The organism is Promicromonospora thailandica, assembly GCF_024171955.1.
Lineage (GTDB): Bacteria > Actinomycetota > Actinomycetes > Actinomycetales > Cellulomonadaceae > Promicromonospora > Promicromonospora thailandica.
The window spans coordinates 165,420-182,409 of record NZ_JAMTCS010000014.1 but is presented as its reverse complement, the minus strand read 5'-3'; the positions used below and the strand labels follow the sequence as shown (position 1 = coordinate 182,409).

Here is a 16,990-nt window from a genome sequence, read left to right as displayed (position 1 = left end):
CGAGGTTCCGCCACGGCGTCACGCACGTGGCGGAACCTCGCCGGCTGGCCAGGGGAAGCGGCCAGCGGGTCAGAGGTCGGTGACGAGCGGGTCCAGTCGCTCTCTGCTTCCGGCATAGCGGCTCACGCCGCCCCGGTGAAACCCGGTGAGACTCGTCCTTACCTGCGACTCGACCACCTCTGACATACCTTCGACCGGACACCCCGGGCAGATGTGACACACGAGAGTAGGCTCCACGATGTGGCGAGACTGTCCGCGAGGGGAGCCAGGGAGGCCCTGCGGGGCCGGACCCGCCACTGTGCGGCGCTCGACGAGGTCGTGACGACCGTCCAGGGTGGCCTGAGCGCCGTGCTGGTGCTGCGCGGCGAGGCAGGCGCCGGCAAGACCGCGCTCCTCGACCACCTGGTCACGCGGGCCGCACGGTGCCGGATCACCGACGTCGCCGGCATGGAGTCCGAGATGGAGCTCGCCTTCGCCGGCCTGCACCACCTGTGCCTGCCGTTCCTCGACCGCCTCGACCGCCTTCCCGTCCCGCAGCGTGACGCACTGGCCACGGCGTTCGGCCTGAGCGCGGGCCCGCCACCCGATCGGTTCCTCGTCGGGCTCGCCACGCTCAGCCTTCTCGCCGACGTGGGCGCGGACCTACCGCTGGTGTGCGTGGTCGACGACGCACAGTGGCTCGACGAGGTCTCCCTGCAGACGCTCGCGTTCGTCGCACGACGCCTCGGTGCCGATCCCGTCGCCATGGTCTTCGCGGTCCGCGAGCCGGACCTCCCGCACGAGATGCGCGGCCTCCCGGAGCTCACGGTCGAAGGGCTGGCGGCGGACGACGCCCGGGCGCTGCTCGACTCGGCCTTCCCCGGTCGGCTCGACCCCCACGTACGCGACCGGATCGTCGCGGAGACGGGCGGCAACCCGCTCGCCCTCCTGGAGCTGCCCCGCGTCCTGACCACGGCAGAGCTCGCGGGAGGCTTCGAACGGCCGGACACCCGCCCCCTCGCGGGACAGCTGGAGAGCGGATTCCTCCGGATCATCCGGTCGATGCCCGCCACGACCCGGCAGCTCCTGACCCTCGCGGCGGCCGAGCCCGTCGGCGACCCGTCGGTGCTCGGTCGAGCGGCCGACCAGCTCGGGGTCGGCCTCGACGCGGCAGCGCCCGCCGAGAGAGCAGGCCTCATCGAGATCGGCGCGAGCGTCCGCTTCCGTCATCCGCTCGTGCGCTCCGCCGTCTACCGCGCCGCGAGCGCCCCGGACCGCCGCACGACCCATCAGGCGCTGGGCGCGGCGACCGAGGCGGACGCGGACCCGGACCGCCGCGCGTGGCATCTGGCGCAGGCCGCGGACGAGTTCGACGACGCCGTCGCGGACGAGCTCGAACGTGCCGCCGACAGAGCGCGCAGGCGCGGCGGGACGACGGCGGCGGCCGCGTTCCTCGAGCGCGCGACCGAGCTGACTCATCCCGGCGGCGACCGTGTCCGACGCGCGCTCGCCGCCGCCCAGGAGAAGCTCCGTGCCGGCGCCCCGGACTCCGCCAGGTCGCTCCTCGAGCTGGCGAGCGCCGGGCATCTCGACGACCTCCAGCGCGCCCATGTCGCGCGGGTGAGCGCGCACCTCGCGTTCGTCAGCCAGGGTGCCGGCGCTTCGCTGCCGCTGCTCCTGGACGCCGGACGGCAGCTGGAGCGCCTCGATCCTCCGGCGGCGAGGGAGACCTACCTCGAAGCGGTGGCGGCGGCCATGTACCGGGGCCGGCTCGGCAACCCGAACGATCTCCAGGACGCCGCCGCCGCTGCTCGCGCGGCGCCGCCCGGACCGCTCCCACCCCGGCCGACCGACCTCCTCCTGACCGGCGTCGCCACCCGGATCACGGCGGGCCACGCGGCCGGCCTGCTGCCGCTCGCCCACGCCCTGGAATCCTTCTGGGCCGAGTCGGACACCGCCGGTGAGTCCGAGATGAGCTGGATGTGGCTCGCCTGTCCGGTGGCGCCCGAGCCCATCGCCCCCGACCTGTGGGACGACGAGGCGTGGTACCTCCTCGCGACCCGCGCCGTGCAGCTCGCTCGCACCGCTGGCGCCCTGTCGGTGCTCCCGTTCGCTCTGGGGTACCAGGCCGGCGTCAGCGTGCACACCGGCGAGCTCGCTGCCGCGGCGGCGCTGCTCGACGAGGCCGACTCGATCGCGGAGGCGACGGGCGCCGCTCCCCCGCTCTACACCTCGCTGCTGCTGCTCGCCCACCAGGGCGACGAGCTGACCGCCCGACGGGCGGTCAGCTCCGCCGTCCACCACGCCACCACCCGCGGGGACGGCCGCGCACTGGGCCTCGCCCGGTACGCGGCGGCCGTCCTGGACAACGGGCTCGGCCGCTACGACACCGCGCTCGAGTCCGCACGCTCGGCGTGCGAGTACGAGGACCTCGGGTTCTACGGCTCGTCGCTGGTCGAGCTCGTCGAGGCCGCCGTCCGGTGCGGCGCCCGGGACGAGGCCGAGACGGCGCTCGGCCGGCTGGACGAGCGGACCCGGTCGTCCGACACGGGCTGGGCCCAGGGTGTCCTGGCCCGCTCGCGCGCGCTGCTCGGCGAGGGTCGAGACGCCGACCGTCTCTACCGGGAGTCGATCGAGCACCTGGGCCGCAGCCGGGCGTCCGTCCAGCTCGCACGCACGCATTTGGCCTACGGGGAGTGGTTGCGCCGGGAGAACCGGCGGACCCAGGCCCGCGGTCACCTCCGGGGCGCGTACGACAGCTTCGCCGGGATGCAGGCCCAGGCCTTCGCCGAGCGGGCCCGGCGCGAGCTCCAGGCGACCGGCGAGAAGGCACCGCGGAGACCCGCACCGGCGGACCGCGGGCTCACGGCCCAGGAGAGCAGGATCGCTCACCTCGCAGGCGACGGGCTCACCAACCGTGAGATCGGCGCGCGGCTGTTCCTCAGCCCGCACACCGTCGAGTGGCATCTCCGGAAGGTCTTCACGAAGACCGGTGTCTCGTCGAGGAGGCAGCTGGGTGCGGTGCTCCGGTCCGGCGGGATGGACCCTCACCGTCCGGACCGGGTGGGCGGACCGCCCGGACCGCGGTGACGGTCCGTGCGCCCGGCGGCCAGCCGGGCGACGTCGGCCACCGCCTGGACGAACGCGTCCGGCGCCTCCTGCGGGAGGTTGTGCCCGGCGTCCGGCACCCGGCGGTGGAGCCGGGGTCCGGTGAACCGGTCGGCGTCCGGGAGGCCGTCGGTCACGGGAAAGTTGCCGTCGGCGAGCCCCTCGAGGGTCACGGTCGGTACGCGGATCGGGGGCAGCGGGGCGAGGGCGTGCTCGAGGGCGTCGTAGTCCGGGGCGCCGGGCGCGGCCCCCAGCCGGTGCCGGTAGGAGTGCAGCACGACGTCGACGTAGTCGGGGTTGTCGAAGGCGGCGGCCGTGCGGTCGAGCGTCGGCTGGTCGAAGGCCCAGGCCGGTGAGTTGCGGCGCCAGATCACCTCGGCGATCTCGCGCCTGTGCGCGGTCAGTCCGGCCCGTCCCCGCTCGGTGAGGAAGTAGTAGAAGTACCAGAAGCCGGCCTCCAGGTCGGGCCGGACGGGCCGCCCCGACGCGGCGATGTCCTGGACGAGGTAGCCGTTGACGCTGACGAGCCCGGCGACCCGCTCGGGCCGCAGGGCCGCGACGACGCAGGCGGCGCGGCCGCCCCAGTCGTAGCCGGCGAGCACGGCCTCGGGGATGTCGAGGGCGTCGAGCAGGCCGAGGACGTCCGCGCCGAGCGCCGCCTGCTGACCGGAGCGCGGCGTCCGGTCGTCGCGGAACCGCGTCGGCCCGTGGCCGCGCAGATACGGCACGACCACGCGGTGGCCGAGGGCCGCCAGGCGAGGCGCGACCTCGGCGTAGCTGTGGACGTCGTACGGGTACCCGTGCAGGAGGAGCACGGGCGGGCCGGTGGCCGGCCCGACCTCGACGTAGGCGATGTCGAGCACGTCGGTCAGGGCATGGTGGATCGGGGTCATCGGGATACCTCTCGTCTCGCGCGCCGCGGCGCCCTTGTCCCCCGGTCGACCGGGCACGCCGTCGGTTCGTGACGCCGGGGTGCCCCGCACCTACGATGGCGCTGGGTTCGCGGATCTGCGGCCCTGCGCGCCCTGGCGCACGCGCGCGGACCGGGAGGAGGACCGGGTCGATGTCCCTGAGTGACCGATGACGGCGCTCCGCCCGGCGGTGGCCGACCGCCTGCTCGCGGCGGGGTCGTTCGTGCTCGGCGTCGGCGCCGCGCTCACACTCCAGGTGGTCGACTTCGACGGCGAGCGCCGCGTCGACCTGTGGGCGGTGCTGCTCCTGGGCGCGACGTCCGTGCCACTGCTGGCCCGCCGGCACCGGCCGATCCTCGTCGTCCTGGCCGTCCTCGCCGTGTCGATGCCGTACCACCTGCTCGACTACCCCCACGAGGCGACGCTGCCGGCCTCCCTCGTCGCGGCGTTCGCTGCGGCTCGCTACAGCGAACCGCGGCGGCGGCCCGTCGCCGCCCTGGTGGCCGTGGCCGCGGTGACCGTGCCTGTTCTCGCCGACGAGACGTCGGGGGCGCTCGGCGACGTCCTCCTCGGCGTCGGCTGGCTGTTCATGGCCTTCTTCGCCGGGCTGGCGGTCCGCTTCCGGGAGAGCTGGCGAGCCGTCGTCGCCGCCCGGCAGGAGCAGGAGCGTGCCAACGAGGTCGAGCGGCGGGTCGCCGAGGAGCGGGTCCTGATCGCCGCCGAGCTGCACGACGTCCTGGCCCACGGCCTCGCCGTCGCGAACGTCCAGGCGTCCGTCGCCGCGCACCTGATCGACCAGCTGCCGGACCGCGGGGACACGTCCCTGCGGGAGCTGTCCGGCACGCTGCACGACCTGTCGGACACGAGCCGGGCCACGCTCCGTGAGCTGCGCGCCGTCCTGGACGTGCTCCACGGCGGCGAGGCCGAGCCGACCGAGCCGGCGCCCCACCTGGGCGAGCTGCGGCGCCTGGTGGAGACGGCGGAGGCCGCCGGTGTCCGGGTGGACCTGGAGGCTGCCGGGCTGCCGGACGAGCTCCCGTCGACCGTGTCGGTCGTGGCCTACCGGATCGTCCAGGAGGCGCTCACCAATGTCGTCCGACACTCGATGGCCGCACAGGCGACCGTCCGGATCGACCAGGACGGCCACCGGCTGCGGATCGCCGTCGTCGACGACGGGCCCGCACGACCCGGCTCGACCGTGACGCCGGCCGGCTTCGGAATCGCCGGGATGACCGGGCGGGCCCAGGCCGTCGGCGGCGAGCTCTCCGCGGGCCGGGACGAGTCCGGAGGGTTCACGGTACGGGCGAGCCTGCCCCTGCCTGCGACGTGGCGGGTCCCGACGTGATCCGGGTCCTGCTCGCCGAGGACCAGGCGCTGGTGCGTGGGGCGTTCGCACTCCTGGTGGGCTCGGCCGAGGACATGGAGGTCGTCGGGGAGGCCGGCACCGGCCAGGAGGCGGTGGCGCTGACCGCGGACCTGCGACCCGACGTCGTGCTGATGGACATCAGGATGCCGGGCACCGACGGCATCGAGGCGACCCGGCGGATCGTCGCCGACGGGGCATCGAGCGGCAGCAAGGTCCTCATCCTGACCACGTTCGAGACGGACACGAACGTGCTGCGCGGCCTGCGCGCCGGGGCGTCCGGGTTCCTGCCCAAGGACACCCGCCCCGACGCCCTGCTCGACGCGATCCGCACCGTCGCCGCGGGCGAGTCGATGCTGTCCCCCGGCGCGACCCGGGCGGTCATCACCCGCGCGCTGAGCCGCCCGGACGCGCCGGCACCCGAGCGGCTGGACCGGCTGACGGCGCGCGAGCGGGAGGTGCTCGGGCTGGTCGCCGCCGGCCGGAGCAACCAGGAGATCGCGGACGAGCTGGTGGTCAGCCCCCTGACCGCCAAGACGCACGTGGCCCGCATCCTCGCGAAGCTGGGCGCCCGCGACCGCGTCCACCTCGTCATCGCCGCCTACGAGGCGGGTCTCGCCTGACTGTCGGCGCCGGCTGCTGATGCGCCGGCCGTGTTCGAGAACGACCTCCGGGACGGAAACGGGGCCGGATCGGTCCCCGAGGTCGTTCTCGTAGGCGACCGGCCGGGCCGACCTGCGGCGTACTCCGTGCGGAGTACGGACAGGTGTCTTCCGTGGGCCGACGACCGGGGCGGGCGACTTTGGAAACGTGTTCCGCACGGAGTCGTCGACGCACCGAAGGAGCACATACCGCTATGGAATCGAACGCACAGGACCGAGGGCGGCGGGTGCTCGGGCGCCGCGGGTTCATCGCCGGCGCGGCGGGGCTCGTCGCCGGCGCCGGGTTGTCCGCGGCGGCCCTCACGGGACGCGACGACGGCACGCAGGACCGGAGAGCCTCGCTCACCAAGGAAGACATCGCGCTCCGCGACCAGGACCTGAAGTTCATCGGCACCGAGGAGACCTTCTCGACTCCCGCGCTGCTGACGCTGAACTCCATCAACCAGGACCACATCGACTTCCTGGAGGAGATCGGACTCGCGGACCTGGGCGGACGCCGCATCGGCGACATGGACGCGGGCGGACTCGACGTCCAGATCCTCTCGGCGCACACGCCGGCGGTTCAGAACGTCCCCGGGCAGCAGGGGATCGACCTCGCCTACCGGCTCAACCGGCAGCTCGTCGACGGGCCGATGGCCGACTATCCCGGCCGATTCCAGGCGTTCGCCACCCTGCCGTTGCAGAGCCCGGAGGCGGCGGCGGACGAGCTGGAACGCTCGGTGCGCGAGGACGGCTTCCTGGGCGCGCTGACCAACGGGCACATCACGAAGAAGTACCTCGACCATCCCGACTTCGAGCCCGTGCTCGCGCGTGCCCAGGATCTCGACGTGCCGATCTACCTGCATCCCGGGTACCCGGCCGACGAGGTCTTCGACATCTACTACCGCACGACGCGGTCGGAGTACACGCAGGAGTTCCAGGACTACATCTTCAGCGGGTCCGGCTACGGCTGGCACCAGGAGGTGCTGACCCAGTGCGTCCGGATGATCGCGTACGGGGTCTTCGACAGGTTCCCCCGGCTGAAGATCATCATCGGCCACATGGGTGAGGGGCTCCCGTTCTACTACGAGCGGATCGCCGGAGACATGGGCGAGCCCACCGAGAACTCGCTCGAGAAGCCCTTCGCGCAGTACTTCCAGGACAACTTCTGGTTCACGACCAGCGCGTTCTTCCAGGACGACCTGCTCCACCTGCTGCTCAAGTACATCAGCGTGGACCGGGTGATGTTCGCGACCGACTACCCCTTCGCGAGCATCAAGGACGGGACCGACTGGTTCCGGGCGGTCGACCTGCCGCGGGAGGACAAGGAGAAGATCGCGTTCCGCAACGCGGAGTCCTTGTTCGGCATCACGGTCTGACTCAGCGCGTGCCAGGTGCGGACGGCCTTCCGCGGGGGCTTCCCGGCACCATCAGAGCGAGGGCGAGGAGCACCGCGACCGCGAGCACCACGACCTGACCGACGGCCTCGTCCGTCGGCAGGTGGTGGGGATGGGTCACGTGGTACGCGAAGTGCAGCACTCCGAAGACCGTCCACGCGATGCCGAGCAGGCGGCAGCCGACCTGCGAGGGCCGGGCGAGCCCGTAGAGGGATGCCGCACCGAGCGCGAGGTACATGGCGCCGTGGTCGCGCACGAGGTGCTCGTTGTACGGGCCGTCCCTGGAGACCCACTCTCCGAGGAAGACCGGGAAGTGGTCGAAGTAGGGCTGTGGCCAGGCATAGGACCACACGCCCACGACACCGACGATGACCACCGTCGCGACCAGCGCTCCGTACTGCACGCGACCTACGGCGCGCGTGTCGTCGAGGGTGCCGTGTCCGGCTGCTGTCTCAGGCATCGTATCCACCTCGGTTTGTTCCGGGTTCCGGTAGCCAGCCGGTGAGCTTGGCGGGGTTGAGCATGACCCAGATGTCGGTGACCAGACCGTTCCGGACGCGGAAGCTCATGACTCCGGAGACGAGGTCGCCGGTCCGCAGCAGGACGCCGAGCCCGCCACCGGTGGGCTCCACCTCGTGGGTCAGCGCCGGCATCTTCGCGTCCACGCCGAGCACGAATCTCGCGACCCGGTCAGGGCCCTCGATGACGTTCAGCGCCGCGGTGACCACCCCGCCGCCGTCCGACCACAGCTGGACGTCGGGTGCCAGGACGCGCACGAGCCGGTCGACGTCGCCCGCCTGTGCGGCGTGCAGGAACGCGCGGACCACGCGGTCGTGCTCCGCCCGGGGCACGACCGCGGTCCGGTTCTCACGGACGTGCCGCCGTCCGGACGTGGCGAGCTGCCGGACGGCGGCGGGCGAGCGGCGGACGATCCGGGCGATCTCGTCGAACGGGATGGCGAACACGTCGTGCAGCACGAACGCGACACGTTCCGCGGGCGTCATGGACTCCAGGACCACGAGCAGGGCCGTGCTGACGGCGTCGTCGAGAGTGACCCGGTCCAGCGGATCGACCGAGTTCGCCGTCGAGGACCCGGCGAGGCCGGACCCGGGTGCCGTGCCGTCGAACAGCCCGGCCGGGACCGGTTCGGGCAGCCACTGGCCGATGTACTGCTCGCGCCTCCTGCGCGCCGAGTCGAGGAGGTCCAGGGCGATCCGGCTGGCCACCCGGGTCAGCCATCCCGCGGGGTTGGCGATCTCGGCGCGCGCGGCCTCGCCGAGCCGGTACCAGCGCAGGTAGGTCTCCTGCACGATGTCCTCCGCGTCGGCCAGGGTCCCCGTCATCCGGTACGCCAGCGACAGCAGGCGGCGACGTTCGGCGAACACGTCCTCCAGGTCGTCGGTCACGACGGGGTCCTCGCTCTCGGTGTGTGACGTTGCGTAGCTCTCGTCACCATGACCGGACAGCCCCGCAGGATGTGAGGCGCCCGGCCGGCCTCACATCCCCGCACGCCACGCCGTCAGGAGGACGGACGGCACGCCCAGGTGGCACGTCGGGTCACACCTGGGCTCGTCGCGCGGTCAGAGACACAGGTACGACGAGGAGGTACGACGATGAGGCACAAGATCGCAGTGGCAGGCGGGACCGGTGTCCTGGGGCGGCACGTGGTCGAGGCGGCCGGGAGGCGTGGTTACGACGTCGTCACGCTCGCGCACAGCCGGGGCGTCGACCTGGTCTCCGGGACCGGCCTCGACGGGACGCTCGACGACGTCGTGGCGGTGGTCGACGTGACGTCGGTGCAGACGCAGTCCGCGCGCGCCTCGGAGCAGTTCTACCGGGCGGTCACGACCAACCTTCTCCGGGCCGAGAAGGCGGCCGGCGTCGGGCACCACGTGGCGCTCTCGATCGTCGGTGCTGACGAGGCGCCCTACGGCTACTACGCGGGCAAGGTGCTCCAGGAGAGGCTCGTGACCCAGAGCGACGTGCCGTGGAGCCTCCTGCGGGCCACCCAGTTCCACGAGTTCGCGGGGCAGATCATGGAGCGCCTGCGGTTCGGGCCGTTCGTGGTCGTCCCCCGCATGCGGTCGCAGCCGGTCGCCGCCGCCGAGGTGGCCGGGCGGTTGGTCGACCTCGTCGACGCCGGGCCGTCGGGCCGGGTTCGCGATCTCGGCGGCCCGCGCGAGGAGGACGCGGCCGACATGGTGCGTGCGCTCAGGGCGGTGACCGGCGCCACGGCCTGGATCGTGCACGTTCCCTTCCCGGGTGCGCTGGGGCGAGCGCTGCGCGACGGCACCCTGGTCGCGAGCAGCTCCGCCGACCACGGCACGCAGACCTACACCGACTGGCTGCGATCCCAGCGCTGACCCGATGGCCGGACGGAGTCGTGCGCGAGCCGGCCGGCCCCGGCCGCCAGCACCCTCTCCAGGCGGGCCAGGTCGCCGTCCACCGCCGCGGCCGTGAACGCCGCGGCCAGCCGGCGGTGTTCCGCGGCGTCGACCCGACGCACCGTGCTCCCGGCGAGGTCGGTCCGGGACCGGTGGACGAGCTGGCGAGCGTTCGGCACAGTGGTGCGCAGGAGCGCGGCGATCTCCTGGTAGGGGTACGAGAAGCACCGGCGAAGCAGGCAGGCCGCCAGCTCGGAGGCGGTCAGCCTCGCCATGAGGAAGGCGAGCAGCCGATCGACGACCACGGCCCGCTCCGCGGAGTCGGCCGGCCCGTCCCCCACGTCCAGAGCGCCGAGCCGGGTGAGATCGGTGAGCCGCTCGTGGCGGTACCGCGCCGACCGGACGACGTTGATCGCGAGGTGCGTCGTGGCCGTGGTCAGCCAGGCGGGCGGACTCGCCACCTGACGCTTGTCCGTGCGCTGCCAGCGCAACCAGGCGTCCTGCACCACGTCCTCGGCCGCGGCGGGGTCACCGACCACACGGTGGGCGACCCACAGCAGCCGGGTCCGCTCCGCCAGGAAGACCTGCAGCTCCCCCTCCGAGAATCCCGACGGCATGGCGATCTCCTTCGTGACCCGCGACGGCGCTCGTCACCACCGCGAGTCCAGCCTCGCCGGGTGCGGGCGCGCTTCCGCCCTGCACCTGCGTGGTGGGGTACGTGGCGGCACCGGCACCACGGCCGCGGCCGGCCCGGTCGGTCAGGAGGCCACGCCGTGGAGCAGCTCCGTGCGGATCTCGTTGCGCGACGCGATGCCGAGCTTCGAGAACACGCTGCGCAGGTGCCACTCGACCGTGTGCCGGCTGAGGAACAGCTGCGCGCCGATCTCGGGGTTGGTGAGTCCGTCGGCGGCGAGCCGCGCTATCTGTGCCTCCTGCGACGTGAGGGCCGTGTCCGCCGTGCCGGAGCGCCTGCGCACCGTGGCTCCCGTGGCGCGCAGCTCGCGGCGCGCCCGTCCGCTGAACGCCTCGGCCCCGACCTGGGTGAGCGTCTCGTACGCCGTGCCCAGCTGCTCGCGGGCGTCAAGGCGACGGTTCTCGCGGCGCAGCCACTCGCCGTACAGGAGGCGCGCGCGGGCCAGCTCGACGCGGACCCGGGTGCGGCCGAGCCGCTCGATCGCCTCGCGGTACAGGTCTTCCGCGGCGACGCCGTCGGTCAGGAGCGCACGCGAGCGCGCCTCGGCCCCGAGCGCCCAGTCGGTGCCGCTGGCCCGGGTCGTCTCCGAGAGCTGCTCGAGGGCGTCGTGCGCCAGCGTCCGGGCACCGCTCCGGGCCGCCGCCTCGACCAGTTCGGTCAGGGCCCACCGGGGCGCCCCGAACTCCTCCTGGTGCCGGGCCGCGGCCTGGGCGGCGGCGGCCGCCTCCGCATACTTGGCGAGGCCGTTGCACAGCACCGCGTGGTGGCTGTGCGCGACGGTCACACCGAGTCCCTGGCCGTACAGCGTGGACCCGCTGATCGTGCGGTCGATCAGGGTGCGCGCCTCGCGCTCGCGGCCCCGGACGGCGGCCAGCGCGAGCTCCCCGAACGGAGGCTGGTAGGCCCCGATCGCGCCACTGACGGTCCGGACCTCGTCGATCACCGAGGCCGCGGCCGCCAGCTCCCCCGCGAACACGTGCACCACGGCGCAGGAGTCGAGGGCGAGCGGGAGGTCGCTGAGCGCGCCGCTCTCGCGGGTGATCGTCACGTGCCGGGTGGCGACCGTCCGCCACCGTTCGAGGTCCCACAGGTCCGCCGCGACGACCCCCGCCAGCAGGAGCCAGCGCATCGCCTCCCGGACCGGGACGCTCTCGTGGCTGAAGACGTCGAGGACCCGCTCGATCATCGGCGCGGAGACGGAGTAGCCGTCCGTGAGGCGGACGGCCAGCGCGTCCAGGAGCAGGTCGGAGGCGCGCGGCCGGGGCGCCGGCGGCGCCGCACGCGCGACCTCGCCCACCTCCCGCCAGCCGGGTTCGTGCGCCAGGTGGCCGGCGAAGATCACCGCCGAGACCGCCTCCAGGTGGGTCTCGCGGGCGAGCGCGACGTCGAACCGCTCCAGGCGACGGGCCGCCGCGAGCAGGAGCGGTGGCGCCTCCTTGCCGCGGCCCACGGCGAAGGCGATCTGGGCCTGCAGCACGTTGACGCGCGCACGCAGGAACTCGTCGAGCGGTCCGGACTCCGCTCGGGCCAGGAGCGTCGTCGCCGGCCCGAACGCGCCGGCGTGCACCGTCGCCTGTGCCGCGTCCACCGTGCGCCGCGCGCGCCGGGCCGGATCCCCTGTGAGCTCCGCGGCGCTCCGGAGCAGCGCGGCCGCCGCGGCGACTCCCCCGCGCGCCTGTGCCCGGCCGGCCGAGCGCTCGAGCTCGTCCGCGACCGCGTCGTCGGGCCCCTGGGCCGCGCACGCCAGGTGCCACGCGCGCCGGTCCGGATCGCTCCGGCCGTCGGTCACCTCGGCCAGCGCCTGGTGCACTTCCCGGAGGGCGTGGGCACCCGCCGCCCGGTACGCCGCCGAACGCACCAACGGGTGCCGGAACCGGATCCGCGCGCCGATCGTGATGAGCTCCGACGCCTCGACGTGCGACACGGCGGTGTCGACCGCGATGCCCAGCCGCTCGGCTGCCCGGCGCAGCAGCATCCCGTCGCCGACAGGCTCGGCAGCGGCGGTGACCAGCAGACGTCGCGCCTCGACCGGGAGCGCCTCGACGCGCCGGAGGAAGCCCTCCTCGATCTCGCCCGCCAGGGGCTGCGCGTCGGGGCGCCCGAAACCGGCGATCTGGGCCGCGTCCCGCCCGCGAGGTAGCTCGAGCAGTGCCAGCGGGTTGCCGTGGGCCTCGGCCACGACGCGTTCGCGCACCTGGTCGTCCAGCGGCCCGATGACGACGCGGTCCAGGAGCGTTCGCGAGTCGAGCTCGCTCAGGCCCGTCACGAGCAGCTCCGGGAGACCGGCAAGAGGTTCGCCCGGGCTGGGCGTGCGGACGGCGAAGACGATCAGGACCGACTCCGCCAGCAGCCGGCGGGCGACGAACTCCAGCGTCAGGGCCGACGCCTGGTCCAGCCACTGCGCGTCGTCGACCAGGCACACCAGTGGCCGGTTCTCGCCGGCTTCGGCGAGCAGGCTCAGCGCGGCCAGGCCCACCAGGAACCGGTCGGGCGCATCACCACCGCGCAGACCGAACGTCGTCGCGAGCGCGTCACGCTGGGCCCGGGCAGCCGGTCGAGGCCGGTCAGCAGAGGGCGGCAGAGCTGGTGCAGGCCGGCGTACGAGATCTCCATCTCGGACTGGACGCCGGCGGCGCTCACGACACGACAGTCCGAGGCGTGCCCTCGGACGTACCGGAGCAGCTCGGTCTTCCCGATCCCCGCCTCGCCCCGCAGCACGAGGGTTGCGCTACGCCCGGTCCGGACCGCTGTCAGGAGCTCGTCGAGCGCACGGCGCTCGCTCTCCCGGCCGAGGAGTTCCGAACCGGAACCGGATCTCGTCATCGCGATCCTCTCTCCCCGTGCAGAATACCCGGCAGGAGGAGAGAGGTCGCGAGCGGTGCGTGCCGTCCGGAACCGGCACGCGCCCGTCAGTCGCGGGCCGCCCGGCACTCCTGGCGGATGATCGCGATGACCGTGTCGGTGGTGCGGTCCAGGTAGCTGCGCCCGTCGTCGAACCGCGCCGTCGGGCTGATGTAGCTCAGGGGCCCGATGTGGGTGACCGGGTCGAGCCGGTGCACGCTAACCTTGCCCGCTGCCAGCGCACGGTTCCACGGGCTGCGGCGCAGCAGCCGCCAGCGCTCCGGGAACAGCCAGGTGCTGACCTGCTCGATCCAGTCGTTCGAGCTGGTGAGCCGGTGCAGCCCCGCCGCGTGCGTCAGGTCGTTGGCGCCGTTGTGGAACCCGCCCAGCGTGATCGGCCAGACCGGGGCACGCAGCTGGGTGTAGAGCTCCTCGACGGCGCCGAGGGCCACCTGGGCGCCACCGCTGTAGCCGAGCAGCACCACCGGGATGCCGCTGCCGGGCTCGTACCCGGCCAGCCGGAGCTGCTCGGCGATCTGGCCGCCCACCGCGCGGTTGTACAGCGGGCGGTAGCGGCGGTCGGCCGCCACGAAGATCTGCATCACGTTGTGCAGGAACAGCGTGATGCCGAGGTGCCGCCGCAGCCAGTCCCACACCGGCCGCCCCACCAGGGGGTCGGCCAGCGGGGAGTACGGCTGCACCTGGCCCAGCACCCTCAGCTCGGGCGCCCCGGCGATGATCGCCTGGACCAGCTGACCGCCGTCGCGCGTGTCGGTGAACCGGCGCTTGCCGATCCCGTCGAGGTAGACCAGGTAGGCGTCCGGCGGGCGGTCCGGTCCGGCGCCCCGGGCGTAGGGCACGTTGGCCGGGAGCAGCGGCACCTGGGCACGCCAGCCCACCGCGTAGACCATCAGCTCGTAGCGGGCGAGCAGGCCCTCGGCGAGCAGGAACGGGCCGATCGTGAGCAGCACGAGCAGGAGGAGCAGCTCGCTCATGCCGGCACCTCCCGCGCACCGGCCATCAGCCGGGCGGTCACGTGCCGCACCACCTGGACGACGGCGGCGAGCCCCAGCCCCGCCCCGGCGACGCACACCGCGGCCGCCCACCAGCCGAGCCCGGACGCGGTAACCAGCCGGGCGGCCAGACCCGCCCCGACCCCGGCGACGAGCAGCAGGTGCAGCGCCGGCCCGAGCAGCGGGAACGCGAGCACCGCGGCCAGCAGCATCGGCGCGAGCAGGGCGGGCGTCCAGGCCAGGGCCGGCCCGGGCAGCGGGCCGCGCACCAGCTCGGCGAGGGTCCAGGCGGTCAGGGGCCACAGGGCGATGACCGTTCCCTCGACGACGGTTCCCGTCGTCATGAGCAGGGCGAGGAACCGGGGCGAGAGCCGGGGGCGGCGGGCCACGAGGGGCAGCACCCGGCCGGCACTCTCGGACAGCCCGGCGAGGACCAGCAGGACGACGACGACGGTCGGCACGCCGCTACCCCTCCCGTCCGGGGCTCGTGCCCGCGCCGGTCAGGGCGAGGTAGCGCTCGAGCTCGTCCACCGCCCGGCCCGGGCCGCCGGCCTCCTCCTGCGCGGCCCGCTGGGCGGCGGCCGCCGCGCCGAAGCCGGGCTCGTCGAGCAGCCGCCGGGCCAGGGCGTGCACCGTCCCGGGGGTCACGTCCGCGGTGTCGAGCACGAGCCCCGCGCCGAGCTCCGCCACCCGCCGGGCCACGAGCGGCTGGTCGGCGCCCTGCGGCACCACGAGGGCCGGCACGCCGGCCAGCAGGGCCTCGTTGACGCTGTTCATGCCACCATGGGTGACGAAGAGCGCGGCCCGTTCCAGCACCTGGAGCTGAGGCACCGACCGGCGGGCGAGCACGTTGTCCGGCAGCGTCCCGAGGTCGGCCGGGTCGGTGTTCCCGGTGGAGACGACGACGGTGCCGCCCAGCGGCGCCAGCCCCGTGGCGAAGGCACGCAGCAGGCGAGGCCCGGCGTCGAACACCGTGCCCAGCGACGCGTACAGCACGGGGTCGGTGAGCCGGTCGGCCGCGAACGCGGGATCGGGCAGACGGGAGCCGACGCTCGCCCCGACGAAGCGGAAGGACGGGTCGAAGGCGTCGGCGCCCGGCTGGAACGAGCGGGAGGTGAAGACCAGGTTGAGCGGCTCGCGCACGTCCATCAGATCGGTCACGGGCAGCCCACCGACCGCGTAGCGGCGGTGCAGCGCCCAGCGGGACCGCGCATAGCTCCGGGCGATGCCCGGATGGGCCGCGGCGGACCACAGCAGCTCCCGGGAGGCCCGGGCGGGGCTGGGGATCTGGCGGTTGAACGCGAACGTCGTGAACGTCGCCGCGGCAGGCACCCCGAGCTCCCGGGCGGCGACGGCGCCCCACGGGCAGGCCGCACCGTGCACCACCAGGTCCGGCCGGTCGGCCCGCAGGTCCGTGAGCACCGCGGGCAGCAGGTCCACCGCGGCGCGCGCCAGACCCGCCACCATCGCGAGCGGGATCGGCGGGTCCGGCAGCGGCAGGTCCCCGGGATACAGGTGCACCCGGGCACCCGCGGCCTCGACCTGCGCCGCGAACGCCGGGGTCGTGTGATAGCTCACCGAGTGCCCCCGGCGCACCAGCTCGGCCACCACCGGCAGCGTCGGGTTGACGTACCCGTGCATGCCGATGTTCAGGAACGCCACCGTGCTCATCGGGACACCCCGCTCCGCGCGCCGGCCTCGCCGGCCTCGCCGGGCACCGCCGCGACCGGCTCGCGCCGGTACAGGCCCGGGCCCGTGACGACCAGCTCGTCGAGGAACCGGCTCGCCGACACCAGCGCGGCGTCGATCAGCCGCCGGGAGTGGCTGAAGTCCCACAGCGCGGGCCAGGCCACCACCCCCGTGGGCAGCACCACGGTCGGGATCTCCCGTGCCACCTCGCGCAGGTCGCGCTCGATCTGCTGGTGCATCATCAGCAGCCCGGCCCGGGCCGCGACGGCCTCCGCCCGCCGCGGCAGGGCGGTGGTGCGCAGCGGCAGGGCCTCGCGTCCCGTCACCAGGACCACGACGCTCGCGGCCCCGGCCTCCCGGGCGGCGAGGACCGGGGCGTGGGCGACGGCGCCGCCGTCGATCAGGGTCCGGCCGTCCCACTCCACCGGCGGCAGCACCCCGGGGATGGCGGCGCTGGCCAGCAGCGCCGACTCCAGGTCACCGTGGTCCAGCAGCACCTGCTCGCCGGTGGCCAGGTCCGTGGCGACCGCGACGAAAGGGACCGGCAGGTCCTCGACCCTCCCCGGCAGCCCGGCCCGCCGGATCAGCCGGCGCAGCCCGGCGTCGGCGAACAGGCCGGCCCGGAACGTCCGCAGGCCGAACGGGAAGACCTCGCGACGGCGCAGCCCCGTCCACGTCAGCGCCAGCGACCGGGCGGCGCTGCCCGGGTGCGCGGCGGCCACGGCACCGTTGAACGCGCCGACGGACGTGCCCACGATCAGGTCGGGCACGAACCCGTGCTGCTCGAGCGCGTAGCCGACACCGACCTGCGTGGCGCCGTACACGCCACCCCCGCCGACCACCGCGGCGACCGGCCTGGGCAGGCCCGTCAACCCCCTCGGCGGGCCGCTCGACCCCCGTACGAAACTCATGGCGGCGACTCCTCGCTGATCCGACACACCGCACCGTCAGCCGGTCGACCGGACAGCCC

Annotated in this window: 15 protein-coding genes; 5 read left to right on the top strand and 10 right to left on the bottom strand. The window is 74.2% G+C overall.

Annotated elements, in window-relative coordinates:
• The first annotated feature begins 240 nt into the window (after positions 1 to 240).
• Positions 241 to 3,069 carry an ATP-binding protein gene (locus APR03_RS21445; protein ID WP_253839115.1) on the top strand — a complete coding sequence of 943 codons (2,829 nt, stop codon included), beginning with the start codon at positions 241 to 243 and terminating at the stop codon, positions 3,067 to 3,069.
• On the opposite strand, the gene APR03_RS21440 is transcribed toward APR03_RS21445, so the two are convergent.
• Entirely contained in the window at positions 3,027 to 3,980 is a 954-nt protein-coding gene (locus tag APR03_RS21440; protein ID WP_253839114.1) for an alpha/beta fold hydrolase, read from the bottom strand. The genes APR03_RS21445 and APR03_RS21440 overlap by 43 nt on opposite strands.
• Before the next feature lie 187 nt (positions 3,981 to 4,167).
• Here APR03_RS21440 and APR03_RS21435 point away from each other — a divergent pair, with 187 nt between their 5' ends.
• From APR03_RS21435 to APR03_RS21425, 3 genes are all read left to right on the top strand, one after another.
• The gene (locus APR03_RS21435; RefSeq protein ID WP_253839113.1) at positions 4,168 to 5,343 is read left to right on the top strand and encodes a sensor histidine kinase; all 1,176 of its coding nucleotides are present in this window, start codon (positions 4,168 to 4,170) and stop codon (positions 5,341 to 5,343) included.
• Positions 5,340 to 5,984 (top strand): response regulator, encoded by a 645-nt coding sequence (locus APR03_RS21430; RefSeq protein WP_253839112.1) that lies wholly within the window; start codon positions 5,340 to 5,342, stop codon positions 5,982 to 5,984. Before APR03_RS21435 ends, APR03_RS21430 begins: the two co-directional genes overlap by 4 nt.
• 233 nt (positions 5,985 to 6,217) lie before the next feature.
• A complete protein-coding gene (locus APR03_RS21425) occupies positions 6,218 to 7,381 on the top strand; it encodes an amidohydrolase family protein (protein WP_253839110.1) in 1,164 nt (387 codons plus the stop codon).
• Position 7,382: 1 nt separating this feature from the next.
• Here the strand turns inward: APR03_RS21425 and APR03_RS21420 are convergent, their stop codons facing one another.
• Positions 7,383 to 7,859, bottom strand: a complete 477-nt coding sequence (locus tag APR03_RS21420; protein WP_253839108.1) for a hypothetical protein — start codon at positions 7,857 to 7,859, stop codon at positions 7,383 to 7,385.
• On the bottom strand, positions 7,852 to 8,805 hold the full coding sequence (gene sigJ, locus APR03_RS21415; RefSeq protein ID WP_253839106.1) for an RNA polymerase sigma factor SigJ: 954 nt from the start codon (positions 8,803 to 8,805) through the stop codon (positions 7,852 to 7,854). The genes APR03_RS21420 and sigJ overlap by 8 nt, the downstream gene beginning before the upstream one ends.
• Positions 8,806 to 9,012: 207 nt before the next feature.
• Here sigJ and APR03_RS21410 point away from each other — a divergent pair, with 207 nt between their 5' ends.
• Complete coding sequence (locus tag APR03_RS21410) at positions 9,013 to 9,762, top strand: SDR family oxidoreductase (protein WP_253839104.1); 750 nt, start codon at positions 9,013 to 9,015, stop codon at positions 9,760 to 9,762.
• On the opposite strand, the gene APR03_RS21405 is transcribed toward APR03_RS21410, so the two are convergent.
• The 7 genes from APR03_RS21405 to APR03_RS21375 all read right to left on the bottom strand — a co-directional run bounded on the left by APR03_RS21405 (position 9,732) and on the right by APR03_RS21375 (position 16,931).
• On the bottom strand, positions 9,732 to 10,400 hold the full coding sequence (locus APR03_RS21405; protein ID WP_253839102.1) for a sigma-70 family RNA polymerase sigma factor: 669 nt from the start codon (positions 10,398 to 10,400) through the stop codon (positions 9,732 to 9,734). The genes APR03_RS21410 and APR03_RS21405 overlap by 31 nt on opposite strands.
• A 141-nt stretch (positions 10,401 to 10,541) precedes the next feature.
• A complete protein-coding gene (locus tag APR03_RS21400) occupies positions 10,542 to 12,953 on the bottom strand; it encodes a helix-turn-helix transcriptional regulator (RefSeq protein WP_253839100.1) in 2,412 nt (803 codons plus the stop codon).
• On the bottom strand, positions 12,935 to 13,300 hold the full coding sequence (locus APR03_RS21395; protein WP_253839098.1) for a BREX system ATP-binding domain-containing protein: 366 nt from the start codon (positions 13,298 to 13,300) through the stop codon (positions 12,935 to 12,937). Before APR03_RS21395 ends, APR03_RS21400 begins: the two co-directional genes overlap by 19 nt.
• An 86-nt stretch (positions 13,301 to 13,386) precedes the next feature.
• On the bottom strand, positions 13,387 to 14,313 hold the full coding sequence (locus APR03_RS21390) for a hypothetical protein (protein ID WP_253839095.1): 927 nt from the start codon (positions 14,311 to 14,313) through the stop codon (positions 13,387 to 13,389).
• The gene (locus APR03_RS21385; protein WP_253839093.1) at positions 14,310 to 14,792 is read right to left on the bottom strand and encodes a hypothetical protein; all 483 of its coding nucleotides are present in this window, start codon (positions 14,790 to 14,792) and stop codon (positions 14,310 to 14,312) included. The genes APR03_RS21390 and APR03_RS21385 overlap by 4 nt, the downstream gene beginning before the upstream one ends.
• A gap of 4 nt (positions 14,793 to 14,796) precedes the next feature.
• Complete coding sequence (locus APR03_RS21380) at positions 14,797 to 16,002, bottom strand: macrolide family glycosyltransferase (protein WP_253839091.1); 1,206 nt, start codon at positions 16,000 to 16,002, stop codon at positions 14,797 to 14,799.
• Positions 15,999 to 16,931 (bottom strand): patatin-like phospholipase family protein, encoded by a 933-nt coding sequence (locus APR03_RS21375; protein WP_253839089.1) that lies wholly within the window; start codon positions 16,929 to 16,931, stop codon positions 15,999 to 16,001. Before APR03_RS21375 ends, APR03_RS21380 begins: the two co-directional genes overlap by 4 nt.
• Between the last annotated feature and the right edge of the window lie 59 nt (positions 16,932 to 16,990).

Bases quoted from the DNA above. Each gene is read 5' to 3' on its own strand.
- APR03_RS21440 (WP_253839114.1), bottom strand. From the start codon at position 3,980: ATGACCCCGATCCACCATGCCCTGACCGACGTGCTCGACATCGCCTAC.
- APR03_RS21435 (WP_253839113.1), top strand. From the start codon at position 4,168: ATGACGGCGCTCCGCCCGGCGGTGGCCGACCGCCTGCTCGCGGCGGGG.
- APR03_RS21425 (WP_253839110.1), top strand. From the start codon at position 6,218: ATGGAATCGAACGCACAGGACCGAGGGCGGCGGGTGCTCGGGCGCCGC.
- APR03_RS21420 (WP_253839108.1), bottom strand. From the start codon at position 7,859: ATGCCTGAGACAGCAGCCGGACACGGCACCCTCGACGACACGCGCGCC.
- APR03_RS21410 (WP_253839104.1), top strand. From the start codon at position 9,013: ATGAGGCACAAGATCGCAGTGGCAGGCGGGACCGGTGTCCTGGGGCGG.
- APR03_RS21405 (WP_253839102.1), bottom strand. From the start codon at position 10,400: ATGCCGTCGGGATTCTCGGAGGGGGAGCTGCAGGTCTTCCTGGCGGAG.
- APR03_RS21395 (WP_253839098.1), bottom strand. From the start codon at position 13,300: ATGACGAGATCCGGTTCCGGTTCGGAACTCCTCGGCCGGGAGAGCGAG.
- APR03_RS21390 (WP_253839095.1), bottom strand. From the start codon at position 14,313: ATGAGCGAGCTGCTCCTCCTGCTCGTGCTGCTCACGATCGGCCCGTTC.
- APR03_RS21380 (WP_253839091.1), bottom strand. From the start codon at position 16,002: ATGAGCACGGTGGCGTTCCTGAACATCGGCATGCACGGGTACGTCAAC.
- APR03_RS21375 (WP_253839089.1), bottom strand. From the start codon at position 16,931: ATGAGTTTCGTACGGGGGTCGAGCGGCCCGCCGAGGGGGTTGACGGGC.